The sequence below is a fragment of the Vibrio sp. 1249-1 genome (genome assembly GCF_033340495.1).
In genome coordinates, this window is record NZ_JAWOWJ010000010.1 from 56,239 (window position 1) to 81,847 (window position 25,609).

Sequence of the window (25,609 nt, forward strand, 5' to 3'; positions counted from 1 at the left end):
AGTAAACCGACTATATATAAAGATATAAAGGGATGCCCAAGTTGCATCCTTTTTTGTGTCTGTAAGATATTGGTAGATTTAAAAGTTACATTAAACGTTGATTCGTCACGCACTTCTCAGAAATGGGAGAGCATGCATTTGCTAGCAGTTTAATATTTCTCTTCGAAGAGTGAAGCTAAGCCGCTCTCTGCCGTCTCCTCAACTATAAGGTAATAGAAATGACACAACAGAAGCATCCATTTCACACAGCTTTCGTGTTGCTTATGTTCATATTACTGATTACTTACTCCATCTATCGCCTTTATCATCATTTCGTTTTCGAATCTCTACCGCTTCAGCTCAGTAGTGGTTTTCAAGTGGTCTACATTGATGCGTCATATGTTTTAAGTATCGCAAGCTTACTCTTGTGCCCTACATTATTGGTCTATATTTTATTTGATCGAATGACTCAGTTAGTCAAAGTGCCGATTAAAGTGATAACTATAACAATTGTCTTGTCCCTTATCGTTGCTATTCCAGGTCAAATTTTTGAATTTGGGCGATTGAAGTATATTGCAGAAAATAATGGTTACTCAGCGTGTCCACCTTTCACAATTGCATCAAGCGGAATGTTTGTAGAAGCTATGGTAAAAGAAGAAAAATACTGTATAGAACCAGAAATTAATCGTATTGGTATGTATGGTTATTTTCACGAACTCGAACGGATTGATAACTATATCAAGTCACACAGAAATGACATTCAATAGAAAAGAGCGCCTAGGCGCTCTTTTCAGTGGTCGTTTTCTTGTTTTGATAAAACCTGTCTTTTAGGTAGAGAATTGCACTGACCACAAGAGCCACTAAAGAAACAGTAAATAGGGCGTACATGCTGAGAATCCATGCGAATGTGGCCGTCAAGAATGCGATGAAGGAAAACATCCTGCTGAAAGACATCACATGGCCAAGTTTGTTACTTTTCATAAACGCCTCCCGAAGCTAAGTGGGGATAGACAATTGTGGTCATATGCCACACTTTTAATTGTCTGCTCTTTTGGGGCGTTTCACACAAAAAAGTGGCTAAAGATTTCTCAAAAAAGGTGAAATATTGAACTGGTAGACAAATCGTTAAACTGAGTTGCACAGATATGACTTCGGTTGTCTATCACTTCAAAGTTTTTAACTACGCAGATTAAGGGCATGTAGCGTTATTATTATCGTATTCGAACTCTACGATACACAATTGCAAGTGAACCTACACTCGTAAGCTCATCCCTGTCGTCAGTTACAGTAAAAGCTTTTTTCTCTTTTTAACAATACCTTAGTAATTACGGGCAATTAAATCCGTTTTTCGATCGAAACTCAGATTGCACAAAAGGTGAAAAAGAGTGCTAGGTAAGCCTTTAAACTACGCCTATAATTAGCGCCCACATGGAGGATGTTTATTATATGGACATCCTTTATTTTTTGAAACTAGCAACAAGGATCCAGTAAAACATGTTTTTCTGGTTTTGTTTACGTCGACCAAGAAGGTAATTAACACAGCAAATTGAGGTTCTAAGATGACTCTTAACAAGTACTTTGTTTTCATTCCAGCAGAATTGGAACAGGAAATGCACAAGGACAATCAAGTGATCTCTGAGAAGGAAACTCAACGTCAGGCATTAGTAAAACAGGCGCAACAACAAGGCGGCCTGTAAGCTAGGTTTCAAAGAGAAAGAGCACCGCAACGGTGCTCTTTTTGTATCTGAGGTCGTAGAATTAACTTAATATGCCAAGGCTTTTCAACTTTCTGTAAATGGTATTTCGGCTCACACCAAGCATACGAGACGTTTTGCTAATGTTCCCCTGATTGGCTTGATATGTTTTGAGCAACTTATCTTCGACGGTTGCACGCAGTTCTGAAGTTGGTTCAGTGGATGCTGCCCCTTCTTGAGCTTGGCTGAGTTTCTTACTTAGGTGGGCTGGGACGTGTGTGAGTTCCAATATTTCTTCACCTTGCGCCATTAAGGCGGATACTTTGATTAAACTATCGAGTTCACGCAAATTTCCTGGCCATGAGTAAGACAGCATCAGAGAAAGTAGGTGAGGGCAAAGCTGTTGTTCAGATTCGGCGTGACGCCGATGAATGTTCTCAATCAGTTGTCGTTTATCTTCACGCTCCTCAAAGCGAGGTAGCTCAATGATCAAGCCATTAAGGCGATAATACAAATCTTGGCGGAACAATCCTTCGCTGACCAAATGTTCCAGATCTTTATGCGTGGCTGCAATGATTTGTGTATCGACTTGAATACTTTGGTTTGAACCCACGGGAAGCACGGTTTTATCTTGCAATACATGGAGCAATCGGCTTTGAGCTTCCAAGGGTAAATCTGCGATTTCATCTAGAAACAAAATCCCTTTGTGTGCTTGGCGAATTTTTCCCTGATAGCCTTTGCTGTTTGCGCCAGTAAAGGCACCGGCTACGTAGCCAAATAATTCAGATTCAACCAGATCTTTTGGTAGCGCTCCGCAGTTGACGGAAACTAACGGTCCCGTTTTTCTCTGGCTGTTTTTATGGAGTGCTTTTACAAACTCGTTTTTGCCAACACCAGTCTCTCCGAGAATCAACAAACTGATGTCTTTATCGATGACGCGATTAGCTTGCTGCCAACAGTGCTCAACAGCGGAGTCGCCATAATGAAGATCATTGGACGCCGCTACAGCACGAGACTTGACCTTGCTATCTTTATCGGTAAGCGGTTTTGTTTTGAAAACGAAAGGGTGCTCATTTCCCCGAGTGGATAGAATGTCGTCTAAGGATTGCCCAATGATACTTTTTTGCGCAAAAAGTTGAGAGGCTACTTGATTGTGAGCCAAAACTTGTCCGTCTTCATTTGCAATGATAATTCCTTGCCAACCACTATTCAGTAAACCTTTTTCGCACGCTAAATCCACACGAATATGCCCTTGAGGAATCAAGTTAAGTAGTTGATTCTCCACTTGCTGGACCATGTTTTGTACTAGTACTTGCGTTGAGAAGTCATGTCTCTTTTGCTCGCTCGTAATATCTAATACGCCGATGAGGTTACCAAGATGATCGAAAATAGGATTAGCCGAACAGCTAATAAAACGATGGTGTTGGATAAAGTGCTGATCACCAATAACAGAAACGGGCTTTGCTTCAACCAAAGCTGTACCAATCGCGTTGGTGCCTTTGACCTTTTCTTGCCAGCATGCTCCAGAGCTTAGCGAGATTTCCGTTAACTTCTCACGAAATCTAGGCTGTCCCCAACTGCCGATGATGACACCATCTGAATCCGTCAAAATTAAGCGACTGTCGCTATGAGCAAATAGCTGATTAAACAAAGGGAGTGCAAATTGAGTGACTGCCTCTAGCAAAAAATTGAGTTGGTGACGCCTATCTTGGAGCGTTGCTGGCGTTACTCGAATATCTTCAGGGCGTCGACGCTGTTTTAAACCCGCTTGTTCACTTCTGACCCATGAAGTTGAAAGCCAATTGTTATCGCTAATATGTTGAAGTTCCATGACTGTACCATTTTGTCACAGTGAGGGTGTGCCATTTTGGAACACTTGAACATTGGTGTTCACACCATACATCCGCTCAAACATCGCTCACTTGGTTTGTTATCGCTTGGTAATCATAGTTTTACATTTAATTAACAACAAGTGTGGCGTAGTTGGCGTGTGACTTGCGTAATGCTCTTTGTGAACAGTGCGATACGACACTGCAATAACACATTGAACGAGAAACAAAAGGAAGAGTTATGATCTATGCACAGCCAGGTAGTGAAAATGCCATTGTTAACTTTAAATCGCATTACGATAACTTTATCGGTGGGGAATGGGTAAAACCAACGGGTGGTGAGTACTTTGACAATATCTCACCAATCAACGGACAAGCGTATTGTAAAGTTGCTCGCTCTGGCGAGGAAGATATTAATTTAGCACTGGATGCCGCGCACAACATCAGAGCAAAATGGGCCAAAACCAGCGTGACAGAACGTTCGAACATCTTGCTGAAAATTGCTGACTGTATTGAGCAGCATCTAGAAGAGCTTGCAGTTGCAGAAACTTGGGAAAACGGCAAACCAGTTCGCGAAACCTTGGCGGCAGATTTACCTTTAGTAGTGGATCACTTCCGTTACTTCGCTGGCTGTATTCGCGCACAAGAAGGCAGTGCGGCAGAACTGGATGAGCACACCGCAAGCTACCACTTCCCAGAACCGATTGGTGTGGTTGGTCAAATTATTCCGTGGAACTTCCCAATGTTGATGGCGGCTTGGAAACTAGCACCGGCACTAGCGGCGGGTTGCTGTGTGGTATTGAAGCCAGCAGAGCAAACCCCAACATCCATTCTGGTTCTGATGGAAAAAATCGGTGACCTTCTTCCTCCTGGTGTCATCAACGTTGTAAACGGATATGGTTCTGAAGCGGGTCAAGCATTAGCAACCAGCAACCGCATTGCGAAACTCGCTTTTACCGGGTCTACGCAAGTTGGCAACCACATTCTGAAATGTGCAGCAGACAACTTGATCCCATCGACAGTTGAGTTAGGTGGTAAATCTCCAAACATCTACTTCTCAGATATCTTCGATTACGAAGATGAGTATCTTGATAAGTGTATCGAAGGTACGTTACTTGGTTTCTTCAACCAAGGTGAAGTTTGTACTTGTCCATCTCGCGTACTGGTTCATGAAGCGATTTATGACAAGTTTGTAAAGAAACTGACGGAACGTGCACAGCTGATTAAACAAGGTAATCCGCTCGATACCGATACTCAAGTCGGTGCTCAGGCTTCTCAAGAACAGTTTGATAAGATTTTAAGTTACCTGGAAATCGGCCGTGAAGAAGGCGCAAAAGTGGTCTTTGGTGGTGGAGTGTCAGAACAGCCAGAGTCTATCAACCAGGGGTACTACATTCAGCCAACCATGTTGGAAGGCCACAACAAGATGCGAATCTTCCAAGAAGAAATCTTTGGCCCAGTGATCGCTATCACCAAATTCAAAGATGAGGCTGAAGCGTTGGAAATCGCAAACGACACTGAATATGGCTTAGGCGCAGGTGTTTGGACACGTGATGCGAACGTTGCATATCGTATGGGCCGTAATATTGAAGCTGGCCGGATCTGGATTAACTGTTACCACGCTTACCCTGCACACGCAGCGTTCGGTGGTTACAAAAAATCGGGTATCGGGCGCGAAACGCACAAGATGATGCTGGATCACTACCAGAATACTAAGAACTTGCTGATTAGCTACAGCATCGACCCGTTAGGCTTCTTCTAGTGAAACTAAGTAATTAATAAAGAAAAAGCAGTATGAATCAAAACCCCGAATCTTCGGGGTTTTTTATTAGCGTGAGCTTGTCGGCTGAAGGTTAACCTAGATGTTTAACCTGCTTTTATTGTGATATCAGGAACGTTGAATTATCGCCACTTTTCGTTCCATAAGCTTTTCTACGGCGGCGTTTTGCTTGTCAATATTGAGTTGCGGTTCAAAGTCCAAAACGCGATTGCAAGATTCGAGACTGGCAAATTGATTTAAACATTCACCAAGCTCTCTTTTAGAGCTTGTTCGCATCAGACTGCTTTCTGATGAGGAGAGTAGGGTGACTTTACGGCCATGAAACGTTCCTTGCGGCACTACATCACTTTGCTGCGCTTGTTGAACGTCATGAACCGATGAATTGGTGTATGTGGATTGGATGTCATTGGACATAAAGACACCTAAACTCTCAAGTCTAAAGTTTGTGGCATCGGTGGTGCCTTATCAATGGTTACATGAGAAGACAATAACGCTTCCCACGACTCGCTGTGCGTCAGCAATTCTGCTAAAGCTGTTTCAAAATATTCGTAATCCAGTCGCCTAATGTTAATGAGTCGGTTTAAACATAGGACATGTCGGTGGTTATCTAAACTAAAAAATAACTGGTGCTCAGGCCAGTGATAATTAAAGGCCAAGAAAGAGCGATAGAGATCGGAATTTACAATTTGAAGGCCAACAATCTCAGCTTCGAGCTGCAGAGTGGTCGATTCTGGATGAAAGATGATATGCACCCTTAGATTATCATCAAAGGCTAAGCTTACTTCATTTTCCGTTAGATGCAGTGCAGGCAAGCCTATTTGATGAGCAAACTTTAGCAAAATCTCATCGATAGTTTGGCGTGCTGACATAGGAATAGTCCCTTTTGAAATTTTATCAAGGAAAATATTAGATGTATCTCTTCATGTTTATCAATATTAGTCGGTTGTTATTATATTTTGGCTTTTAAATGTGTTGAGAGAAATAGAAAGATAAAAGTAAGTGTGTTCAGATGCATATCTCGATGGTAATGATATATATGAATATCACTTTTCTCTAATGAACTTCAATTAAGGAAGGAATGAAAGAGAGCAGAAACTGTTTTTGAAATTACAGTCCATGTTAACTACGTGTTGTTGAAAAATGCGATTTATTGTCCGCTTGTAGTATAAATATAAGTTGATCTTTTATATTTTTACATAAAGAATTGTGTGAATTTCAAATGAGCTAGATTATATAAAATAAGTTTATGGGGTCATAATGAACAATTCTATATGGGCTGGTTTTATTGGGTTGTTCATACTGAGTGGGTGCAGTCAGACTGTGTCCGTCAATGGGGTGGATGACTTTGATACACAGAGTCAGGCATCAGTCTATGGTTGGGTTTCTGTCGACGGCTACTTTCCACCTTCGATTACTTCTCTTGAAGTGGAAATATGTAAAGTTAATGATAATCAATGTCTTAAATCGGTATCTCAGAGCTACCAAGGCGTTCAGTTGCCTGTGCAGTATTCGTTTTTAATTGCACCAATTCAAGCTGGTGAAGGAAAAATGAAGATTATTGGAAAGCTTTATTCAAACGGTGAGCTCGTTGCTGAAAAAGAAAAGAACTATTTATTTTTAGAGGGAAATAAACAAGAAAACTTGATTCTTGTTCCAAAAATAAACAGATAAAATTTTAAGTACTACATTTTTATTAGAATTTTCTAATTTATAAAAATAAAGACCATATCTTTCCTGTTGTGAAAGATTTGTTGTCTTTTATAAACATTAATTACATGACTTTGAAGTCATCGGGTCAGTTGTTTTTTAGACTCATACTTGTTGCAAAAACAGTAATTTTTATGATTATATCTCGCTCCTTGAACACGTTGGCTTGGCGTTTTAGGCTATAAAATATACATTTTTATGATTTTGGAAATTTAATTTTGTTCTCGAAACGATGCCGAAATCTATTTAATTGTATTCTAATGTATAACAAAACAACCAAACTTAAATAACGAAATGATATTTAAGTTTTGGCTAATGATAAACGCTATCTGATAAAAATAATAAAGACGGACAGCAGAAATTTACTAAGTCAAACTTTTACCTTTAGGTAAAGGTAATGCTTGGGTTATTCGCTAATTATTCGGGGGGTATGGTAAGTGATAGAACTTCTATGCTCTTTTCTTTGCTTCTTTAATTCATACAGCAGTACTTAGAAATAACAACAATCAAAGTAGTGCTTTGAAAGTTTCTCAACATTTGCACTGAGAAACTCAAAATAATGAAGGGTAGAAAATGGATGTGTCAGGCCAACTAAACTCAGAAAGGGTCGACTCGAGTTCACGAAAAATTCGTAGTTTTTCCTGCTATGAAAAATCTGACGAAGTATTTCACTCAGACCAGTCTCACATTGTTGTCGTTCACAATGGTCAGCTTCGAGTTCAAACAGGTGATTGCACAATCGATGTTGCTGCAGAAAATGGGGTATTTCTATCTCAAGGGGATTACTTGTTAGAGTACTCTCCGCTAGATGGGGCATACAAAGCGTCGATTATTGCTTACGACAATGAACTCGTTAGTCAGTTGCTGCAAAAACACAGTGATCTCTTGATGATGCTGCCTAAGGTAGACAAAGTTTGTTCTGGTTTGTTTACTTTTGGTTTGAACATACTCGTTGAACAAGTGCTTTCTAGCATGCAGACGCTTGAGCAACAAGCGTACCCTGATGCCATTATGTGCCTAAAATACGAAGAACTACTCATTCTCTTGCTACACAGCAAAGGAGGAGAATCACTGTATGCGTTGCTGTCACAACAAACAAACCGTACGTCGGAACGGTTACGTCGATTTATGGAACAGCATTACTTAAAAGAATGGAAGTTGACAGACTACGCGCAGGAGTTTGGTGCCAGCTTAACCACTTTTAAAGAGCTTTTTAATGAGCACTATGGCATTTCTCCAAGAGCTTGGATCAGTGAGCGTCGACTACTGCATGCTCATAAACTGCTGTTGACGAGCAAGATGAGCATCGTAGATGTGGCGATGGAGGCAGGGTTTTCCAGTCAGTCTTACTTTACGCAGAGTTACCGTCGTCGTTTTGGAACGACCCCAAGCCGCGTACGTTCGGGAGACGATCAAGTGGCTATCGCGAAATGAAATGACTTGGGACTAAAATTTTCTGACTAATTTTGAAAGTCACTCACCAGTGTAAATTCTATTATGTATCGTGTAACAACGAACGATTAAAAATTATTACATCTCTTTCTTTCTGGATTGTTCGAAAGGGGTGCGGAGACGAACATAAATGAAAAAGCAGCATTGGCGACGCCGTTCGCTTTTTCCAGACAGCATAGTGACACAGCGGAAAGTGACTGTTTTACAAAGAGGAGCTCGTTATGAAAGCGCCTCGAAACCTACGCAGGATCTCAATGTTGTGCACGTCAATCACCGACAATTGTTGAGTGAAGGCGTCATAAATTATGAGCAGTTATCTTTACTTCAACGCTTGTTGGATAGAAATGTCGTCGATAGCCTATGCGCTAGCCAGTTAGTTAAAACGTATCAAAAACTTGGTGCTTCGATAGACCGGTTTGCCATGCGTTTATTTTTGGAAATTGGATCGCAGCTCAGTGATAGCAGCACAATCACAACGTTCGAACAAAGGCTGGACTACATCAACTCTCGTCTGGGCTTTCGCTTTAATTTGGCTGTCCCAAAAACGTTGATGCTTTGTTTCCATTTATCACTCAACGAGTGGATTAACCGACAAGTCGATCAAAGTGCTCTTCATGCTTCGATTAAAGTTGAACAACTTATCAATCAACTCGATATTCAGAAGGAATATTGGTCGAAGCTATCAGGGGAAGACACCAGTGCCGTCTTTGTTCAACAGCAACTCGATCTTATTAAGAGCCAGCAGCATCAACTTAAAAAGCAACTTGGGACGTTAAGCGAACAACAGTTGCAAGTGATTGAATGTCATCGTTTGTTAATTGAGAAGTGGCAACCGTCTTTAGACGAGCTGAAAGGGTTCGCGGAGTACACCTCTACAACCGAACAATTTATTTCTGAGTGGAAAAATTGGTGTTCGGAAGTGCGACTTGAAGCCCCCGAGCTGAACGAAGTTTGGGATGCATGCGATGTGGTTTACAACGACCAAAATGCGGTTGCGAAAGTATGGCAATGGTTCAAGAACATGCAAACTGTTGGTGATATCGATCACTACTATTTTGATACTCAAAGTGGTCAGTGCGGCCAGGCTTGCAATCACCTCAGCCAGATCTAAATAGGGCGTTAAATGTTAGATAAGATGATGAAATCTTTAGCGGAAGCGCTAAAGGTAGGGGATTTTATTGCCTCAGAAAATGGTTCTTACAACATCGAGGTTGACCAGTTATCACTGACCATCAAGCAACATGCGTCATGGATTTTATGGGAAGCGACGTTACCCTTCCAGTTTAAAGAGCATCTAGATTATCAACAAGAACAAGCGTTACAACGTTGCATGCAGCTCTCATTAAAAGCCATTCGTGAGGATGGCGGCGTACTGACAACCAATGATGATCAGCAATTGATTTTGCAAAGTAAAGTAAGGGTTGAGGACTGTTCGGTGGAACGGTTCTCTGCTTTGCTTTCTAAGCACGTCAATCTATGTGAGCGTTACATTGCATTATTGGAACAAGAACGCGTGAACCACACAATCAACCATACAGTGTGGTTACCATGATGCTAAAAATCTTTCCCAACATTAGGCGTGCTGCAACAAAGGCATTGTTATGCGCAGTGAGTGTTGTTCCTTTGGGATACGCGCAAGCAACAGACTTACACTGGCCCGAACAACCGTTCCGCTACTATGCAGATAATGACTCATTAAAAGAGTTGTTGAATAACTTCGGTGCAAATTATCGTGTCTCGGTTTCTGTTAGTGACAAAGTCAACGATCGAGTGAATGGGCGTTTTACCCCTGAAGATCCGGCGGAATTCCTCGATTACTTATCGCAAGTGTACAACTTGATGTGGTATTTCGATGGAGCCGTCTTACATGTCTATAAGGCGACAGAAACTCGCTCACGTTTACTTCAATTGGAATTACTTACGGCTAGAGAGCTACGCAGTACGTTAATTTCCACCGGCGTTTGGGATTCTCGTTATGGTTGGAGAGCTGCTGAGAGCAAAGGGTTAGTCTATCTTGCGGGTCCTCCACGTTATGTCGACTTAGTGGTACAAACGGCGGAGGCATTGGAAACGCGCTTGCTGCAGAAATCGAATTCAACCGACGAATTATTCGTTGAGATAATTCCTTTGAAGTACGCTTCTGCAACGGATAGAGAAATTGCATATCGCGATCAGACAATTACGGTCCCTGGTATCGCATCGGTGTTAAAACGGGTCGTGTCTGGTGTTCAAACTCAAGTGACGAGTGCGTCTAGCAAAGAAGTTACCAGTTCAGATAAGCCTGTAAAAAGTAATAAAACCGCCTCAGTTCATGGTGGTGCAACAGTTGAAGCAGAGCCGGGCCTTAATGCGATTATCGTTCGTGATACTCAAGCACGATTACCGCTCTATCGTAAACTGGTCGCGCAATTAGACCAGCCGCAATCAAGAATTGAAGTCGCGCTATCGATTGTCGATATCAGTGCCAACGATTTAAGTCAGTTAGGCGTTGATTGGCGAGCGGGAGTGTCTGTCGGAAACAACCGCATTGTCGATATCAAAACAACAGGTGATGTGAATTCGGGGGATGTGACGCTCGGCAGTGGACAGAACTTTAAGTCCTTGCTTGATTCAACCAACCTAAATTACTTGCTGGCTCAAATTCGTTTATTGGAATCCAAAGGCAGTGCTCAAGTGGTTTCAAGACCAACATTGTTAACTCAGGAAAATGTCGAAGCGGTACTGAACAACAGCAGCACTTTTTACGTCAAGCTGGTTGGTAAAGAAACCGCAGCGCTGGAAGAGGTCACATATGGCACGTTACTGAGAATTGTCCCACGTATCGTTGGTGATAGATTTGCTGCACGACCTGAAATTAACCTGAGCCTTCATCTCGAAGACGGTGCAAAGATCGCTGATGGTGGCGTCGATGATCTTCCTTCCGTTCGTAAAACTGAAATCAGCACCTTAGCGACGGTTAAACAAGGGCAAAGCTTACTTATCGGTGGTGTGTACCGAGATGAAGTGAGCCATCAGTTACGTAAAGTGCCATTGCTAGGAGACATCCCATATTTAGGCGCGCTGTTTAGAAGTAATACCAACACTAAGCGCCGCACAGTACGAATGTTTATTTTAGAACCTCGAATTGTTGTGGATGGTATTGGCGATAGTGTGTTGATTGGCAACGAATATGACTTGCGACCAAGTATCGGCAAGCTTAACAACATCTCCAACAATAGCGCTGAATTTAAATCGGTAGTGGAAGTATATAGCTGCACATCGAGGGTTCAAGCCGAGCGCTATCAACAAGACTTATTGTCACAGCAAAAGTCGTCTCAATTAACGCAGTGCCAATTACCAACAGGGCAAAAGGGTTGGCGGGTGAAAGTATTGGAATGTGATGACTCACAAAGTGAGTGTGTGCGCCCTTCAGAGGAGTCTTAACCGCGATGCAGCAATGGAAAATTCGTATTTTATCAGGCGTGCATACCGGAGTAGAAGTCACCTTACCTGAAGGTGCTCTCGTGCTTGGCAGTGACGACTTTATTGCTGATCTTGTACTGTCTGATGCTGGGGTCGAAGCGAACCATTTCACCCTCGTTTGCCAGCAAGACTCGGTCATTTTACGAGGCTGCGAAGAGGCAAATATTAACAGTGAAGACATCGCTGTTGCAGGTGGTGGTATCGAGTTGTCACGCCATGCTGTTGTCTCGGTCGGCGTTGTGAAGTTCGCTCTGGGATACGCGGAAGATGCGTTAATTGTGAGTAACGTCAGCGACGAATCTAGCCAACAGAATACACCTGTGGTTGCTGTGCAACGCTCTAGCTGGAAAAAAACAACGCTCATCGCTTTGCTTTGTAGTTTTGTCCCGAGTGTCATTTTTGCCGGTATGTGGTACAGCCAAGCTAACGGAAACAACAATGAAATTGTTACAGAAGCAGAACCCATTGTTTTGGTACGTAACATCTTAGGCGAGCTCAAACTTAGCGACGTTCGCGTGGAATGGAATGCCGCCGCACGCCAAGCAGTCTTAGAGGGCTATGTTGAAGACCGAACACAGAAACTCGATCTGCTTGGTCGAATTGATGTATTGGGCATCAATTACAAAAGTGACTTAAGAACGATGGAAGAAATCCGTCGCGGGGTTCGATTTATTTTGCGCAACCTCGGCTATCACCAAGTGAAAGTCGAAAATGGCGATGAGACCGGCACACTGCTGCTGACGGGCTATATCGATGATGCCAGCCGCTGGAACCAAGTTGAACAAATTTTGGAGCGAGACGTGCCGGGTCTTATTGCGTGGAAGGTTGAACTGCAGCGAGCTGGTGCCTACATGGATACGCTAAAAGCGTTATTGACGGATGCGGAGCTACTGAAAAAAGTCCAGTTGGTCACCAGCGGTGATCGCATTGAAGTTCGTGGTGAGCTTGATGATATCGAAACGACTCGATTTTACGGTGTGACCCGAGACTTCCGGGAACAATATGGTGAGAAACCGTACTTAGTTTTGAAATCCATACCTAAGGTGAGTAAAGGCACCAACATCGATTTCCCGTTTCGTAGCGTTAACTTTGGCCAGGTTCCATATGTGATTCTAACCGATAACGTTCGCTATATGGTCGGTGCAAGAACGCCTCAGGGCTACCGAATATCCAGTGTTACACCTGCTGGTATTGAGTTGGTTAAAGGCGGGCGGGTGATAACAATAGAACTTGGATATGAAGGCGAGACGAACAATGACAAATCTTGAACAAATTTTAAATAACGACACAAACGGTGCGGAAGTGCACAAGATTAAGAGCAAGCTCTTAGAAGCACAAGCGGTGGTGAAACGTCAGTTGGATTTAGGGTGCTCACCACAGCAGTACCAATTGCTACTCAAACAGTATGAAGCTTACACCGCCGCCCATGCGGTCGTTGAATCATACGAAGCTAACTAAAAAATACGAGGAAGTCTTATGTCATTTTACGATGCTAGTAACAGTGTAAACCTTGATGATGTTAAAGCTAAGTTAGAACAACAAGCGAAAGATGCCAACACAGAAGTGACGGCAGCCATCAAGAATCTAGAAACCAATGCCGATGATCCATCAAAGCTTGCCGAGCTTCAGCACGCGATCAACAAATGGTCTGTTGTTTACAATATCAATGCGACCACTACTCGTGCGATTAAAGATGTGATGCAGTCGATTCTCCAGAAGGTGTAAAGCATGGAACGAGAAACGCGCCAACTGCTGGCTGAAATCGCGCTGATGGCAACAGGTATGCATCGTCATCAAGAAGCCAACACGATTGCAGATGGCCTTGAAGCAAGCTCAGGTTCTGAAGAGACCGTTGCGATGATTCGTGCAATGAGCCTCATGAATAAAGGCTTGTATGAAGAGGCTCATCAATTACTCGAACCACTTTGTAACGCCTATCCAGATCTGATCAGCTTAGCGGCTCTTGCTTCTGCCAAAGCCGGTTTACTGAGCAAAGCGGAAAGCTGGGTAGAACTTGCGTCACAAGGAAGCGAAGAAAGCCAAGCATTTGCTGCGAGCTTTTCTCAGGACATTAGGAATCTTGGATGATCATTGATTCAAGTAACCTAAGTCTTCAACACCAATCTTTGCGTCAGTCGGAGTCGCGCCATTATGAGCGGAGCGATGAAGACAAGATGAAAGCACTCATGGAGCGAAGTGACAAGCAAGAGCAAGTTTCACATGTTTCTCCAAAAGAGACGCTAGAGAAAACAGAAGCGAAACTGGCGGAGATTAAAGCGTGGTACGAATCATTAAAAGACGCAGAGGTTGTCAGTAAACAAAGTGTCTTATCATCGTTAAATGAAGCGTTTTCCGACCCTCAAGTTAAACGAGAGGCAATGTGGTACGCCTTTCATGAGGCGAAGAGTGCAAAAGGCAACGAGCAGCCACAATCTGATTTGTTAAAGGTGTTGAAGCAGGAGTTACTAGGGAATTTTTCGGGACAGCTTATTGCCGAACCACCTGCTGATAAAACAGCACTAAAAGCAATGCTAGCGCAGCATTTTCCACTGGGTGCCCAGAAAGAACAAGCCTTATGGCATTGCTGGGCAGAGTTGAAGTCGTTACCTGATATGGCATCAACACTGGACATGGTTCGTGATGAACTTAGCTTCATGATCCAAAAAAATGCGATGGTGAAAAACATCATGACTCACAGTCACAAGTTAGATTTATCTTAGGAGTACATATGATAAACACGCAGTACACCGAGGTGATGCAAACCAACATTGATAAGTTACAGGATGCGCAAGTCGAAGACGGTTTAAGCGAACGTTTTGAGCAAGCCATGTCGGTTCCCGAGGCAAGTAATGGCCTGGAGGGAGGTTTGCTAGAAAACATCAGCGAGTTGAAAAACACTATCGATAACGCGAAAAGTAACCTGCAAGACAACATGAAGATGGTGGGTGATGATCCGGCGCAATTACTGCAAATGCAGTGGGCGCTGACACGCATTACTTTTCAAGAAGAGCTGATCGCGAAAACCGTGGGTAAAACCACACAAAACGTAGAAACCTTATTGAAGGCACAATAGTGATGATGAATAAAATGAGAGCAGTTTTCATCATGCTCACGTTGTTTCTGGTAGGTTGTCAGACCGAGTTATACACCAACGTTACTCAGAAAGAGGGTAATGAGATGTTGTCGATCTTACTATCCGAAGGTGTCGTTGCAACAAAAGAGCCTGACAAAGACAACACCGTCAAGTTAATGGTAGACAGTTCCCAAATCGCCTTCGCGGTAGACGCGCTAAAGCGAAAAGGTTATCCAAGAGAGCAGTTTTCCACACTGAAAGAAGTGTTTCCCAAAGACGATTTGATCTCGTCACCATTAGCAGAACGAGCACGTTTGGTATACGCGAAATCTCAAGAGCTCTCCTCAACCTTATCTCAGATTGATGGCGTGCTAGTGGCACGTGTTCATGTTGTTTTGGAAGATCAAGATCTGCGTCCAGGAGAGCGTCCAACTCCAGCTTCTGCCTCCGTATTTATTAAACACGCGGCAGATATTGCGCTTGATTCATATGTTCCGCAGATCAAATTATTAGTGAACAACAGTATTGAGGGGTTGAACTACGATCGAATCAGCGTAGTGATGGTACCCTCATCAGAGGTTCGAGTTGCTACTCAAAACAATCAATTTAAAAGCATTTTGTCGGTTCAGGTCACCAAAGAGACGGCGAATAATCTTATCGCCATTTTGGTGTTCTTGGTAGCGGCACTCATCGGCTCGAATATCGCTACTTTTACATGGTGTCGTAGGAACACGAAGCGTGGTTAAACCAGAAACACCACTCGCGCAGGTACAACACCAGTTTAACTATGCGCCTTGCCAGTACATCCATAGAAGTTGGATAGAGCAAAAGCAGCCTTGGTTACTAAATATCGAAGGCTGGAGAGATAACCCCATGTTCAACCAATGGTGTATCAATGAGTGGGCGTTATCTCCCGTTCCTGAGATGGCTTTTAACAGACCTTGTCATAGTTTGGCATTGCTCCCGACAGACGCGTTGAATCAACTCGTATTGATGGTGGGTGGAGCTTTGCATTGCGTTGCGATGCGAAGCGTTGTCTTAAAACATCCTAAACAGGTTCTGAACAACGTATTTGGTTTGGAAGGCGCTCGGTTCTTAATTCAAAACGGGCCGATGCTGTTATCCAGCTGGCCGCAAGGCTGGCAGCGTTCGTTACCAGAACTATTGGATGAAAGGTCTGTTGAAGCAAGCATGAGGGCGCTGGGATATTTTTGGATGAGGTTTATTTTGATTAACTCACCAGAAGATGTTGTTCTTCGTTGGCAATTCAAATTAGAAAAGCAACTTAGCGAAAACGCGGAAACAGCTAACTGGTTGGAAGCGGATCAACGAGATCTGGCGTATCGACTCACAAAAAAAATCGCAAAACAGGTTATTCCTCAATGGTTTCATTTGTTGAAATAAAAACAGACAATTTGCAGCTGGCACCTGGCTTAAAGGTGCTGAAAGCGAAAGATTATGCCAGTTATCTGGATTCGCAACACTTAGTTGAAGCCGCGAACTCCAAAGCTGAAAGCATCATTGCTAATGCCCAACAAGCCTACGAAACCGAAAAACAACGTGGTTATCAAGATGGCCTTGCACAAGCCAAGATTGAAAATGCGCAAACGATGGTTGAAACCTTAGCACGTTGTAATGACTACTATCAGCAAGTCGAAGAAAAAATGACAGGTGTGGTGTTAGAAGCAGTACGTAAGATCATCGATACCTTCGATGATGTCGATACCACGGTGAGTGTAGTTCGAGAAGCGTTGCAACTGGTGAGTAACCAAAAGCAGGTCATTTTACATGTCCACCCAGAGCAGGTTGTTGAGGTGAGAGAAAAGGTGGCTGGTGTATTAAGTGATTTCCCTGAAGTCGGTTATGTTGACGTGGTAGCAGATGCGCGCTTGAAAAATGGAGGCTGCATTTTGGAAACAGAAGTTGGGATCATCGACGCCAGTATTGATGGACAGCTGCATGCATTAAAGCAAGCCATGGTGAAGCAGCTCAGCGAGCGTAAAATTACGATTCATGAATAAACCTCAAAAACTCAGCACTTGCTGAGTTTTTTCATTTTAATGCCTTTAAACAAAAAAAATCCGACCATTTCTAAAATATTCACTGCCATAAATCCTTAAGAATACACCTAAGAAAGCTGCTTAGTTGATAAGTGTTGCAACTAAGCAGCGCCTCTAAAACAACAAAAATAGGATTATTTAGTCGAATGGCTAATGGATTTATAACTTCTTTACTGACAGATTTTGCCAGCCGCTGCCAATTGGAGCCGTTGGTTTTTGATGAGGATGATTGTTGCCATCTACTCGTTGAGCAAAACACAGCAATCACAATTCGTGCACAAGAAGATCGTGTGACGCTTATCGGGCTGATTTCAGGTGATAAACCGAGTGCTGATATTTTGCATCAACATATGAAAGATGCCTTAACGCAAGGCTCTCCAGCGGTATGCTGGGAGGAAGAGACCGGATATATCGGTTTCATACACCTGCCTCAGCAACTGCTAACTGTATCTTTTTTCGATGAGTCATTTGCGAATTTCATCGAGTGGTTAAAAAGTGCGAATACACAAGAAGTAACCAATAAAACAACCGAAGTACCGGAAACGAATACCACTCATTTTTCCACATTAAGGGTTTAAAACATGATCAGTTTTGGAAGTGTTAGCGCGTTGCAGGCCGCCATGCCGCAAGCTCGTAACGAGATACTTAACGAAGGTAAGCTGAGTATTGGTGGCAAAGAATACCAAATCAACGCAGCGACCCAAGAATTTACTCGCGCCAATCCTACGAATGGTGCAGTAGCGCGATTTTTTGAAGCGACAGGAAAACTGTTTCGCGAAGGTAGCCCACAATCGGTAGCGAAAGCCCTTACAAAAGCCGTATTTGATAATGAGCAAGGACAAGCTCAGCGTTTACAAGCTGCTTCTTCTGTTGAGCATGGACAAATGTTCTTCAAGGATGGAAGCATAAAAACCGCATCAGATGTCTTAAATGCCTTTGCGAAGTTAGACAGTAAATCAGTTCAGTCGAACTCTGCTGAGCTAAACCAGTTAGCAGAGCGAGCGATGACAGAGGCAATGTTAGAAACCGATTCTGGTAAAAACCTCACATCACTGATTGGCGAAAGTGCAGCGAAGTCGCTTGCTGGACGTGTAGTAAAAGACTACGGCGGTGGTGTATCTGCAGCGCAGAAAAACCCGGCAGGTAGCATTAATCAAATGCAAGCGGTGTTTGATATGGAGGTGATGCATCTTAAATCGGCGCAACGTCATATCGAAGGTCTAGCAAGCACCGATCTAAGCCAAGGTGTATACGCTGAAGGACTGGCGGAGGATGCGTTTAACAAAAGTGGCGTAACCAATAATGTTGAAAGAGCTGCGGCGTGGATCATTAATGCTTCTAACTCTAAAGGAAACGATGCCGAAAATATTACGTCTTTACTGAAAGAATACGCGTCTAATGGTAAAGACTTATTGAATATGGAAAACCTAAAAGAGCTACACGCTCGATTGGTGCCTAATGTTGAGCGTGATTACCGAGGGCCAAATATTTCGGGTGGCACTTTGCCGTCAAGTATTGGCGGTGAGGGCATGTTAAAGCAGCACATTGAAGGCTTTTTGAAAGAGAACCCTGTAGAAGATAAAGACTTAGGTAAACATTTGTTCGCCGGAGTTATCGGGTACCATGGCTTTACCGATGGAAATGGTCGCATGGGGCGCATGCTATACGCGATAGCAGAACTTCGTAACGACTCGTTCAATCCTTTAGTTATGGATGCAGAAAATAGCCTTCACGGTATTAAGTGATTTTCTACTTCTATTTAATTTTTGGAGCGGCGATTGCCGCTCTTTTATTTTCCAGCTTAACCTTAATTTTTCTTCTCAATAAAACGGCTAATAGCAATAAAAATGAGACGTTGAAATAAAGTGTCGGTTTCTATCTCGCCATAAAATCTCTTTTATCCTTATTCGCTTATTTAAATGAGCCGTTATACCCAAGTGGCTTCGCTGAAATAAATATATCGATGTCACTTAGTTATAATAAATTAGACAGGACACAACATGGATACAGGAAAGATTAATATGCTTCTCTCTGAGCTAGGAGAAGTGCTGAACCTTGAGCGCGTGACAGCGTATGACGATCAAATGTGGTCACTGCATTTTGCTGAAAACAACAGTGTCGATGTTCTGCTCGTAGAGGAAAAAGGCGAGTTATTGATTTCCAAAAACCTGCTTATAGAACAAGATGATATTACGCTAGATAAACTTCAAGTTTTACTTGAATACAACTTTTTGTATCGAGAAACAGGTGGTGTGCAGTTTTGTGTGAATCCAACACGCAAAGACGTTGTTCTTCAAGTTGCTATCGCGACTGGAAGTGAACTCACCAACATTGCTAACTTAATCATTCAGTTGAACGAATTAGTTGATACTTGGGGACAGTTATTTCAAAACAACACGGTTGTAGATTTTAGCCAAACAGACGTACACGCATTTATTCAAGTTTAAGGCATCACACATGGTCAATATTAATACATCGCAAATGCACTCGTTGAGTCAGTTAACGTCACATTTGGCGACACAAAATCAAGCTGACGACAAAGAGGTTCGAGCACACAACGGTAAAGATATTTTTGTTAAAGAGGGCGCACCAAAAAATAAAAGTATCAGCGCGCGTATTAGCCACCAGAATAAAGCGAAAGATATTGTAGTGAACCTGCTTACTAAGCAGGGTATTCCTAAAGATGTTGCGAAGCTCATGCTGAAAAATGTGTTGAACGGTGAAAACAAGTTAACGCTTGGGAGCCTGAAAAATCTTGAGAGATTGTCGTCTGGTCCTAGCTCAAATTGGCCCACTGCACAAACGGCAGCCTCATCTTCCAAAACCAATAAAGCTTCATCGAGTGCCGCGCTTATCAACGAACATAAAGCCAACCTTCAAAAGCTTGGTGATTTTGCCTGTACGGACTTAAATACGTTCGGTGTTAAGGGGTCACAGTTTTATGAAACAAAAGGAAAGCCACGACTAAAAGAGCTTCACGCGGATCAAGCGCGAATCATGCAAGATCACAGAGCGACGATGTCCGCAAACGGAGTTCAAGCTGCAGCACAAAGAGGAACCGCACCGCAATTAAGCACTCTACAGAACATTGCTAAGGCAGTACAAACCGCGAAAGCCGGCTGCTGTACTACATTTGCCTTTGCTGCCGCCGCTGAGATGATTCAAGGCATGTCAGGAACACCTGAAAGTGAACCCAAAGTAGAAGTGGTTGCGTTTAAAAAGGGTCATTCAGGTACACACCTTTATGTATTGGTTGGTCGACAAGAGGGGAGCGACATAAAAGATCCATCAACGTGGAGTAAGGATGTGAAAATTGTTGACCCGTGGGCGACATCTGCATTCGGTGCACCAATGTTTGGAGATGCACAACGACCACCTGTTTCGAATATGTTCCCGCCAACAGAAGTCATTTTTGATAGCCATAAACTGGGTTAGTCAATCTGCAAAAGAAGTGAGCAAATACACCATGCTAAGCATCTAACCTTTATTGAAAGAGCAGCTCTGAGCTGCTCTTTTTTATTACTCTGGCAACTCGATTTTAGAGCGAGATTTCTGCGGAAAACCTCACAATGAAGGCGAAAAAGTGACAAAAATAAAGCCATTACCGACATCGTTCAATCTGCAATCGTTGTTCAATAGAGTTATTGAAACAAAAGGAAAAAGTTATGAACACGATTCAACAACTGCTCTTGGAGTTTTGCCAACTCAATGAGTTGCCCGAACTGAATTTTGAAGAAAATGAACGTTGTCAGCTACTGGTCGATGATCGCTACATGTTGTATTTCATCGCGACAGATACGGATGATTTGATGTTGTCTGTAACGTTCGGAGGGTTAGAAAAATCCGGTGAACAACGACTAAAAGGTTTAGAGCTTCTTGCTCATGCTAACTATCAAGGAATTGGTAGTGGCAACCTCGCACTTGCTTTAGCTCCAAATGGTCGACAGCTTGTCTTAGCAGGACGTAAACCCGTTGAGCATCTAAATACGACGAACCTTACCGCTTGGTTTCACGAAGTTATTGAACAGGCCGAGCTGTGGCAAGCGCGTTTCGCAATGTTGGATCAAGCGATTCCAACCACCTCTAATCATGAACAAGCTCATGTTCAATCACTTCGTGTGTAGGAGAGAAAAATGGTTAATACAACACAAAAAATCAGCCAAAGCCCAGTACCTGATCTAGAACAGTTTCGTGCAGTTGCTGCGCAAAAAGATGACCGAGTGATCAGCAAAAGAGGTGAAGTAAAAGAGCCTTCCACATTCCACAAAGGTCACAAGTTTGCTTCTATTCACGAAGGCGTATTGAGAAGCAAATACACTAAGTTTTTCCAAGAAAACATCAAAACTCACCTTGATTTAAAGCAGGCGCTACTTAAGCAAGAAAAACCTGAGGTTGCGCTGTTGGCTTACTCCCTAGTGAGTCCTTCAGGCTATCGCGGTGAGCCACTTACTGAGCGTAAAATCTTAGAAGTTGTCAGCCTATTGGATGAAATAAAAGTGAGCAGCGATACGTACCAGCAGCTTAAAAATACGTTTGATGCGATCAGCAAAGATCCGCGTATGCAGGTGAGTTTAGAAGCCCAGTATCCAGGAAAAATGGATGGCTTCGCTGCTGAACTGCTGCAGATGGGCAAAGAAAAGCTAAAAGGTTCTGGTGTGAACGCCGTTATTAACTTGGCATTACCTGGCGTTGGCTTATTGATTTCTACAGGTAGAGAGTTGCACAAAGCGGCCGTAAATGGTGATGCTGAGGCTTACCATCATCAGTTAGAACAAATTTCACAGCTGCCAGGGCGAGATCAACGTCTTTCTATGCCGATGCAGCAAACCTTGGCTCAAGGTCATGCGATACTGTCGGCTGAAGGTGGCATTGGAGCTACGTTAGGTATGGCGACGGGGAGCCTGGGCACGTTCGGTGTTAGCTCTGTAGCAACGGTGGGCGTCACACCGATAGCAAAAGAGGCAATCGGTTCTGCGGCAACGACTGCTATCATGAGCGGCGGTGGTTTTGTGGCGAACCAAGCTGGAGCATACGGACTAAATACAGAAGTCAAAGAACAACTCATGCAAGGTGAGATGTCTGGTGTTTTACCAAGGCTTGAAGTTTCTAATGCCAAAGGAGACTTTACCTTCAGTATGCAAGATCCGGCTTCTGTCCGCGCATTAATGGCGTACCTTGGTCCTAAGGAGAATACTGCAATGACTTCTCCTCAAGCGCCTAAAGAGGCACAAGAGATGGAAACCGCTCGATTAACACTGAAAAAGATGTTGGGTTCAGAGCCAAGTGAGCACTTGGTTCCTGACGTAGACTCTATCTTGAAGCTAAGCCCAGAGGATGCACCAAGTAAAACCGAGTCTATTGCTAACGGGGCGTTTAAAAAACTGTTAGGAGAAGATTGGGATTGGCTCATGCCAGCTGTTCGAGCGATTGATAAAGGGGAAGCAAGTAAAATAAACGAAAAGCTCACCTACAAGCTCCCCCTAGATGCAGCAAACGGACGAGTTTATCTTGATAAATGCCCAAACCTGAGTGACGTCCAATTAGATGCGCTAGAAAAACTAGGCTCACCAAGTCAATTGCGATTGATGTACTTGGCAGAAGGCTGGGTGTAATTTCAAATGGTAAAGTAGGGAGTAGGTGCTGCTCCTTACTTTATCTACCGTCAGCGTTCCTTTTTGGGGCTGGCTAATATCGGTTTAATTTAACTTTTCGACTGAAGAAACAAACACACAAGTGTCAACGTTATACCAACCCAACCAATGAAAGAAATTTCTTCCCCAACAATCGCAACTGCTAGTGCTGCTGCGATAACAGGTTCAAATAGCGTGAGTATGCTAGCTCCACTGGCTGTAACAAACCGTAGCCCAAACCCAAAAGCGACGTAACCTAACCCCATTGGAATCAAGGCCATGTAGAGCATGACCGCCGTATTAGTTGACGATGCAAATAGATTATCACCCGTGATGAAAAGTGTTGGTAGAAGCAAAACTCCACCAATACCAAAAACACTTCCCATGGCCGTTTGCGATTCAATGCCGTGGTCAATCATAGCCTTTACTCCCCATGAGTAAATGGCGTACGTCAAACCTGCCAATAGGCCAAGTAATACACCCCAATGCTTCATATCCTGATCAAATAAGCTATTTGCGGATGACTCAGAAGCCAGCAACAAGGTAATGCCAATGACCCCGATTGCGAAACTCATCATCCAGCGCTTGGTTATGGTCTGATTTCGGCTAAAGAGACACTCTAACAAAGCAGAAAAGAAAGGAGCAGTGGAGATAGAAATAACCGTACCAATAGCCACACCAGCGAATCGCATTGATGAATAAAAAGCCAGTGGGTAGGTGGCTAAGGCGATAATACTAATCAGTAACGTTTTCTTCTTATGTACGACTTTTCGAAAATCTCTCTTCAGTGACTTCGCAGATAGACATGCTTGCATAAACCCACCAATACCCATAGAAAATGCGCCAATGGCGAGAGCACTGACATCCGGTGCCAAGCTGGCAGCGGTGCCCGTCGTTCCCCACAGGGTTGAAGCAAAAAGTATGGATAAAGTTCCTAATTGATAGTCGGTGAAATGTTTTTTTAACACTGTAATTTCTACCTAGTGAATGGCTGTTTTAGGGTAGAAAGAATAAAAGAAAGCGATAGAGATTTTTGTGCTGAAAAGACGGAATACTTGTTCCAGAAGACTATTTTAGTGACTATCGGGAAAACTCTCTAGGAGACATACCAAAATGCATTGAAAACCGTCGACTAAACGCGGAAAGGTCACTATAACCAACTCGTTCAGCTATCAACTGAACTGGAAGGTCTGTATGAGTCAGTAGTGCTTTGGCTTTTTCCATACGTTGTAGTGTAATGTACTTATGGACGCTCACTTTTAGCTGCTCTTTAAAAAGCTTTTTAAACTGCGTCGGACTCAAGCAAGCGGCATTCGCTAATGAGGCAATGGTGAGTGGCTGATCAAGCTGCTCCGCGATCACAACCTGTACATCTCGAATACGCAAATCCACGGAGCGAGACCGCTTTTGCTGCTCCAGCAACAGATAGAAGGTTGCAACCATTGAGTTTTCAATTTCATCATTAACCTGATACTCAAGTTGCTTTTCGACAAACTGGATAAAGCTCAGTAGAGGCGGGCTAATCGAAAACACAGCCACACTATTATCCATCAAATGAGTGGGCAAAGTGGTCATATCCGCAACAATAAAGCGTGATGACTCTTCGGCATTAAACCCGTGAGCACAACTTTTGGGGATGACTATGCAGTCGCCAACCGCCACCTTTCCGACATAGCTATCCATATCAATATGTATGTTGCCCTGGAGAGGAAGCACCAGTTGATGATAATCACTATGAGTATGTCGGCTCATACGTTTCGTGTAGGAGCGAATGCTTAAGCTAGATTTCATAAAAACAACATACAGTTAAAGGATACCGCATTATAGCGTTGAAAGTATCGAGGTTGAAAGCTGGGCAGTTGTAAGCCCAGATCTTGAATGGGATGTGGTTTGTTAGTCCGCCTCGGACTCTAACGAAGCCAACCAACGAAGCACTTCCGCAGTTGCCTCAATAAGATCGCTTGGGATGTACTGGTCGACGTTACCGTCGGCGTATAGTGCACGAGCAAGAGGGACTTTTTGCATCACAGGCACGCCTTCCTCTTTAGCGATTGCGACCATACGTTTGGCTACCGCATCGGTTTCCATCAAAGTGATGACGGGCAGGGGCGTTTCGCCTTTCTTGTAATAAAGGCCAACCGCGATATGTGTTGGGTTTGTAACTAATACATTAGAACGTTTAACGTTTTCACGTTGATTAGAGGCTTGTAGCTCTTGGTGTAACTGACGACGTTTGCTTTTTATTTCTGGACTGCCTTCCATCTCTTTGTATTCGCGCTTCACTTCGTCCTTGCTCATTTTGAGCTTTTTCGTGTGATCAAACTTCTGGTACGCAAAATCTGCGGCAGCGATGACGATGAAGCCTACCGAAGAGATAATCATTAATTGTTTAATCATGACGCCAGTAATGGTCGGGACACATTCTAGCCCACAAGTTGGAATTTGCATTAAAGTGTTGATGTTACCGCGTAATGTCACCCAGATAATGCAGGAAAGAAGAGAGACTTTAAGGATCGACTTGATAAACTCAATCACACTCTTGAGGGAAAAAATGCGTTTGGCACCTTCGACGGGATTGATCTTTTTGATGTCGGGTTTAACGGATTCACCACTAAATAGGAACCCGAACTGCCCCATATTGGAAAAGATGGCGACGAGTGCAGCAACCAGAATAATCGGAGCGAGTAGATAGGCAATTTCTTTTGCGATGGCGATAGCGACATCGACTAGCGCATCTTGGAAACCCTGATAAGCAAGCTTACTTGGTAGGAGAATAAGCGCTGAGATGTGCGACATGTAATAATCGGCGAACGCAAACAGTACAATTATGAGCGCCAAAATTAATGCAGACGATACGATTTCTTGGCTTTTGGCAACCTGACCTTTCTGTCGAGCATCGCGTAACTTTTTTGCGGTGGGTTGCTCAGTTTTTTCTGCACTCAT

General features: G+C 43.3%; 30 protein-coding genes. 23 read left to right on the forward strand and 7 right to left on the reverse strand.

Annotation, left to right across the window (positions count from 1 at the left end):
* Positions 1-218: 218 nt before the first annotated feature.
* Complete coding sequence (locus R7Z50_RS17270; protein ID WP_005377161.1) at positions 219-746, forward strand: hypothetical protein; 528 nt, start codon at positions 219-221, stop codon at positions 744-746.
* Positions 747-756: 10 nt separating this feature from the next.
* On the opposite strand, the gene R7Z50_RS17275 is transcribed toward R7Z50_RS17270, so the two are convergent.
* Positions 757-960 carry a hypothetical protein gene (locus R7Z50_RS17275; protein WP_005377162.1) on the reverse strand — a complete coding sequence of 68 codons (204 nt, stop codon included), beginning with the start codon at positions 958-960 and terminating at the stop codon, positions 757-759.
* A 578-nt stretch (positions 961-1,538) separates the two neighbouring features.
* Between R7Z50_RS17275 and R7Z50_RS17280 the strand changes: the two genes are divergently transcribed.
* Entirely contained in the window at positions 1,539-1,676 is a 138-nt protein-coding gene (locus R7Z50_RS17280) for a hypothetical protein (protein ID WP_005377165.1), read from the forward strand.
* A 61-nt stretch (positions 1,677-1,737) separates the two neighbouring features.
* Here the strand turns inward: R7Z50_RS17280 and R7Z50_RS17285 are convergent, their stop codons facing one another.
* Positions 1,738-3,504, reverse strand: coding sequence for a sigma-54-dependent Fis family transcriptional regulator (locus R7Z50_RS17285; protein WP_053306997.1), 1,767 nt, complete (start codon positions 3,502-3,504; stop codon positions 1,738-1,740).
* A gap of 239 nt (positions 3,505-3,743) precedes the next feature.
* On the opposite strand from R7Z50_RS17285, the gene R7Z50_RS17290 reads away from it, so the two are divergent.
* The gene (locus R7Z50_RS17290) at positions 3,744-5,264 is read left to right on the forward strand and encodes an aldehyde dehydrogenase family protein (protein WP_053306998.1); all 1,521 of its coding nucleotides are present in this window, start codon (positions 3,744-3,746) and stop codon (positions 5,262-5,264) included.
* A gap of 126 nt (positions 5,265-5,390) precedes the next feature.
* Here R7Z50_RS17290 and exsE2 read toward each other — a convergent pair whose 3' ends face one another.
* Positions 5,391-5,696, reverse strand: a complete 306-nt coding sequence (exsE2, locus tag R7Z50_RS17295) for a T3SS regulon translocated regulator ExsE2 (RefSeq protein WP_053306999.1) — start codon at positions 5,694-5,696, stop codon at positions 5,391-5,393.
* 8 nt (positions 5,697-5,704) lie between these two features.
* Entirely contained in the window at positions 5,705-6,151 is a 447-nt protein-coding gene (gene exsC / locus R7Z50_RS17300) for a type III secretion system regulatory chaperone ExsC (protein WP_017821349.1), read from the reverse strand.
* A 388-nt stretch (positions 6,152-6,539) separates the two neighbouring features.
* On the opposite strand from exsC, the gene R7Z50_RS17305 reads away from it, so the two are divergent.
* From R7Z50_RS17305 to R7Z50_RS17400, 20 genes are all read left to right on the forward strand, one after another.
* Positions 6,540-6,953, forward strand: coding sequence for a YscW family type III secretion system pilotin (locus R7Z50_RS17305; protein ID WP_053307000.1), 414 nt, complete (start codon positions 6,540-6,542; stop codon positions 6,951-6,953).
* 609 nt (positions 6,954-7,562) lie between these two features.
* Positions 7,563-8,423, forward strand: coding sequence for an AraC family transcriptional regulator (locus R7Z50_RS17310; RefSeq protein WP_005377191.1), 861 nt, complete (start codon positions 7,563-7,565; stop codon positions 8,421-8,423).
* Positions 8,424-8,571: 148 nt separating this feature from the next.
* Positions 8,572-9,552 (forward strand): T3SS regulon anti-activator ExsD domain-containing protein, encoded by a 981-nt coding sequence (locus R7Z50_RS17315; RefSeq protein ID WP_005377193.1) that lies wholly within the window; start codon positions 8,572-8,574, stop codon positions 9,550-9,552.
* A gap of 12 nt (positions 9,553-9,564) precedes the next feature.
* Complete coding sequence (locus R7Z50_RS17320) at positions 9,565-9,993, forward strand: YscB family type III secretion system chaperone (protein WP_318149175.1); 429 nt, start codon at positions 9,565-9,567, stop codon at positions 9,991-9,993.
* A complete protein-coding gene (gene sctC, locus R7Z50_RS17325) occupies positions 9,990-11,864 on the forward strand; it encodes a type III secretion system outer membrane ring subunit SctC (protein ID WP_238939336.1) in 1,875 nt (624 codons plus the stop codon). Before R7Z50_RS17320 ends, sctC begins: the two co-directional genes overlap by 4 nt.
* Positions 11,865-11,869: 5 nt before the next feature.
* Positions 11,870-13,171: a type III secretion system inner membrane ring subunit SctD gene (gene sctD / locus R7Z50_RS17330; protein ID WP_154204535.1), complete on the forward strand. Its 1,302-nt coding sequence runs from the start codon at positions 11,870-11,872 to the stop codon at positions 13,169-13,171.
* Positions 13,158-13,361 (forward strand): EscE/YscE/SsaE family type III secretion system needle protein co-chaperone, encoded by a 204-nt coding sequence (locus R7Z50_RS17335; protein WP_005377198.1) that lies wholly within the window; start codon positions 13,158-13,160, stop codon positions 13,359-13,361. Before sctD ends, R7Z50_RS17335 begins: the two co-directional genes overlap by 14 nt.
* An 18-nt stretch (positions 13,362-13,379) precedes the next feature.
* Positions 13,380-13,628, forward strand: coding sequence for a type III secretion system needle filament subunit SctF (sctF, locus tag R7Z50_RS17340; RefSeq protein ID WP_005377199.1), 249 nt, complete (start codon positions 13,380-13,382; stop codon positions 13,626-13,628).
* 3 nt (positions 13,629-13,631) lie between these two features.
* Positions 13,632-13,991 carry a YscG family type III secretion system chaperone gene (locus tag R7Z50_RS17345; RefSeq protein WP_005377200.1) on the forward strand — a complete coding sequence of 120 codons (360 nt, stop codon included), beginning with the start codon at positions 13,632-13,634 and terminating at the stop codon, positions 13,989-13,991.
* Positions 13,988-14,623, forward strand: coding sequence for a YopR family T3SS polymerization control protein (locus R7Z50_RS17350; RefSeq protein WP_025768115.1), 636 nt, complete (start codon positions 13,988-13,990; stop codon positions 14,621-14,623). The genes R7Z50_RS17345 and R7Z50_RS17350 overlap by 4 nt, the downstream gene beginning before the upstream one ends.
* Before the next feature lie 8 nt (positions 14,624-14,631).
* Positions 14,632-14,976, forward strand: coding sequence for a type III secretion system inner rod subunit SctI (sctI, locus tag R7Z50_RS17355; RefSeq protein WP_005387149.1), 345 nt, complete (start codon positions 14,632-14,634; stop codon positions 14,974-14,976).
* Positions 14,976-15,722: a type III secretion system inner membrane ring lipoprotein SctJ gene (gene sctJ, locus R7Z50_RS17360; RefSeq protein WP_086012989.1), complete on the forward strand. Its 747-nt coding sequence runs from the start codon at positions 14,976-14,978 to the stop codon at positions 15,720-15,722. Before sctI ends, sctJ begins: the two co-directional genes overlap by 1 nt.
* Positions 15,715-16,380, forward strand: a complete 666-nt coding sequence (vscK, locus tag R7Z50_RS17365) for a SctK family type III secretion system sorting platform protein VscK (RefSeq protein ID WP_115386029.1) — start codon at positions 15,715-15,717, stop codon at positions 16,378-16,380. The genes sctJ and vscK overlap by 8 nt, the downstream gene beginning before the upstream one ends.
* Positions 16,359-16,997 (forward strand): HrpE/YscL family type III secretion apparatus protein, encoded by a 639-nt coding sequence (locus R7Z50_RS17370; RefSeq protein WP_005387146.1) that lies wholly within the window; start codon positions 16,359-16,361, stop codon positions 16,995-16,997. The genes vscK and R7Z50_RS17370 overlap by 22 nt, the downstream gene beginning before the upstream one ends.
* Before the next feature lie 185 nt (positions 16,998-17,182).
* Complete coding sequence (locus R7Z50_RS17375; protein ID WP_206970891.1) at positions 17,183-17,614, forward strand: type III secretion system chaperone; 432 nt, start codon at positions 17,183-17,185, stop codon at positions 17,612-17,614.
* A 3-nt stretch (positions 17,615-17,617) separates the two neighbouring features.
* Positions 17,618-18,781 carry a VopS family T3SS effector adenosine monophosphate-protein transferase gene (locus tag R7Z50_RS17380; protein ID WP_206970890.1) on the forward strand — a complete coding sequence of 388 codons (1,164 nt, stop codon included), beginning with the start codon at positions 17,618-17,620 and terminating at the stop codon, positions 18,779-18,781.
* 255 nt (positions 18,782-19,036) lie between these two features.
* Positions 19,037-19,483: a type III secretion system chaperone gene (locus R7Z50_RS17385; RefSeq protein WP_025768119.1), complete on the forward strand. Its 447-nt coding sequence runs from the start codon at positions 19,037-19,039 to the stop codon at positions 19,481-19,483.
* A gap of 10 nt (positions 19,484-19,493) precedes the next feature.
* Complete coding sequence (gene vopR, locus R7Z50_RS17390; protein WP_206958220.1) at positions 19,494-20,471, forward strand: type III secretion system effector VopR; 978 nt, start codon at positions 19,494-19,496, stop codon at positions 20,469-20,471.
* A 230-nt stretch (positions 20,472-20,701) separates the two neighbouring features.
* Positions 20,702-21,160 (forward strand): CesT family type III secretion system chaperone, encoded by a 459-nt coding sequence (locus R7Z50_RS17395; RefSeq protein ID WP_005377211.1) that lies wholly within the window; start codon positions 20,702-20,704, stop codon positions 21,158-21,160.
* A gap of 9 nt (positions 21,161-21,169) precedes the next feature.
* Positions 21,170-22,648 (forward strand): hypothetical protein, encoded by a 1,479-nt coding sequence (locus tag R7Z50_RS17400; RefSeq protein ID WP_025768120.1) that lies wholly within the window; start codon positions 21,170-21,172, stop codon positions 22,646-22,648.
* 89 nt (positions 22,649-22,737) lie between these two features.
* Here R7Z50_RS17400 and R7Z50_RS17405 read toward each other — a convergent pair whose 3' ends face one another.
* From R7Z50_RS17405 to vscU, 3 genes are all read right to left on the reverse strand, one after another.
* Positions 22,738-23,640, reverse strand: a complete 903-nt coding sequence (locus R7Z50_RS17405) for a DMT family transporter (protein WP_373417447.1) — start codon at positions 23,638-23,640, stop codon at positions 22,738-22,740.
* Positions 23,641-23,746: 106 nt separating this feature from the next.
* A complete protein-coding gene (locus R7Z50_RS17410) occupies positions 23,747-24,457 on the reverse strand; it encodes a helix-turn-helix domain-containing protein (protein WP_021707757.1) in 711 nt (236 codons plus the stop codon).
* A gap of 102 nt (positions 24,458-24,559) precedes the next feature.
* Entirely contained in the window at positions 24,560-25,609 is a 1,050-nt protein-coding gene (vscU, locus tag R7Z50_RS17415) for a SctU family type III secretion system export apparatus subunit VscU (RefSeq protein ID WP_151514828.1), read from the reverse strand.

What these genes read in the sequence shown, in the direction of transcription:
- R7Z50_RS17270 (WP_005377161.1), top strand. Translation starts at nt 219, where the DNA reads ATGACACAACAGAAGCATCCATTTCACACAGCTTTCGTGTTGCTTATG.
- R7Z50_RS17275 (WP_005377162.1), bottom strand. Translation starts at nt 960, where the DNA reads ATGAAAAGTAACAAACTTGGCCATGTGATGTCTTTCAGCAGGATGTTT.
- R7Z50_RS17280 (WP_005377165.1), top strand. Translation starts at nt 1,539, where the DNA reads ATGACTCTTAACAAGTACTTTGTTTTCATTCCAGCAGAATTGGAACAG.
- R7Z50_RS17285 (WP_053306997.1), bottom strand. Translation starts at nt 3,504, where the DNA reads ATGGAACTTCAACATATTAGCGATAACAATTGGCTTTCAACTTCATGG.
- R7Z50_RS17290 (WP_053306998.1), top strand. Translation starts at nt 3,744, where the DNA reads ATGATCTATGCACAGCCAGGTAGTGAAAATGCCATTGTTAACTTTAAA.
- exsE2 (WP_053306999.1), bottom strand. Translation starts at nt 5,696, where the DNA reads ATGTCCAATGACATCCAATCCACATACACCAATTCATCGGTTCATGAC.
- exsC (WP_017821349.1), bottom strand. Translation starts at nt 6,151, where the DNA reads ATGTCAGCACGCCAAACTATCGATGAGATTTTGCTAAAGTTTGCTCAT.
- R7Z50_RS17305 (WP_053307000.1), top strand. Translation starts at nt 6,540, where the DNA reads ATGAACAATTCTATATGGGCTGGTTTTATTGGGTTGTTCATACTGAGT.
- R7Z50_RS17310 (WP_005377191.1), top strand. Translation starts at nt 7,563, where the DNA reads ATGGATGTGTCAGGCCAACTAAACTCAGAAAGGGTCGACTCGAGTTCA.
- R7Z50_RS17315 (WP_005377193.1), top strand. Translation starts at nt 8,572, where the DNA reads ATGAAAAAGCAGCATTGGCGACGCCGTTCGCTTTTTCCAGACAGCATA.
- R7Z50_RS17320 (WP_318149175.1), top strand. Translation starts at nt 9,565, where the DNA reads ATGTTAGATAAGATGATGAAATCTTTAGCGGAAGCGCTAAAGGTAGGG.
- sctC (WP_238939336.1), top strand. Translation starts at nt 9,990, where the DNA reads ATGATGCTAAAAATCTTTCCCAACATTAGGCGTGCTGCAACAAAGGCA.
- sctD (WP_154204535.1), top strand. Translation starts at nt 11,870, where the DNA reads ATGCAGCAATGGAAAATTCGTATTTTATCAGGCGTGCATACCGGAGTA.
- R7Z50_RS17335 (WP_005377198.1), top strand. Translation starts at nt 13,158, where the DNA reads ATGACAAATCTTGAACAAATTTTAAATAACGACACAAACGGTGCGGAA.
- sctF (WP_005377199.1), top strand. Translation starts at nt 13,380, where the DNA reads ATGTCATTTTACGATGCTAGTAACAGTGTAAACCTTGATGATGTTAAA.
- R7Z50_RS17345 (WP_005377200.1), top strand. Translation starts at nt 13,632, where the DNA reads ATGGAACGAGAAACGCGCCAACTGCTGGCTGAAATCGCGCTGATGGCA.
- R7Z50_RS17350 (WP_025768115.1), top strand. Translation starts at nt 13,988, where the DNA reads ATGATCATTGATTCAAGTAACCTAAGTCTTCAACACCAATCTTTGCGT.
- sctI (WP_005387149.1), top strand. Translation starts at nt 14,632, where the DNA reads ATGATAAACACGCAGTACACCGAGGTGATGCAAACCAACATTGATAAG.
- R7Z50_RS17370 (WP_005387146.1), top strand. Translation starts at nt 16,359, where the DNA reads ATGGTTTCATTTGTTGAAATAAAAACAGACAATTTGCAGCTGGCACCT.
- R7Z50_RS17375 (WP_206970891.1), top strand. Translation starts at nt 17,183, where the DNA reads ATGGCTAATGGATTTATAACTTCTTTACTGACAGATTTTGCCAGCCGC.
- R7Z50_RS17380 (WP_206970890.1), top strand. Translation starts at nt 17,618, where the DNA reads ATGATCAGTTTTGGAAGTGTTAGCGCGTTGCAGGCCGCCATGCCGCAA.
- R7Z50_RS17385 (WP_025768119.1), top strand. Translation starts at nt 19,037, where the DNA reads ATGGATACAGGAAAGATTAATATGCTTCTCTCTGAGCTAGGAGAAGTG.
- vopR (WP_206958220.1), top strand. Translation starts at nt 19,494, where the DNA reads ATGGTCAATATTAATACATCGCAAATGCACTCGTTGAGTCAGTTAACG.
- R7Z50_RS17395 (WP_005377211.1), top strand. Translation starts at nt 20,702, where the DNA reads ATGAACACGATTCAACAACTGCTCTTGGAGTTTTGCCAACTCAATGAG.
- R7Z50_RS17400 (WP_025768120.1), top strand. Translation starts at nt 21,170, where the DNA reads ATGGTTAATACAACACAAAAAATCAGCCAAAGCCCAGTACCTGATCTA.
- R7Z50_RS17410 (WP_021707757.1), bottom strand. Translation starts at nt 24,457, where the DNA reads ATGAAATCTAGCTTAAGCATTCGCTCCTACACGAAACGTATGAGCCGA.
- vscU (WP_151514828.1), bottom strand. Translation starts at nt 25,609, where the DNA reads ATGAGTGCAGAAAAAACTGAGCAACCCACCGCAAAAAAGTTACGCGAT.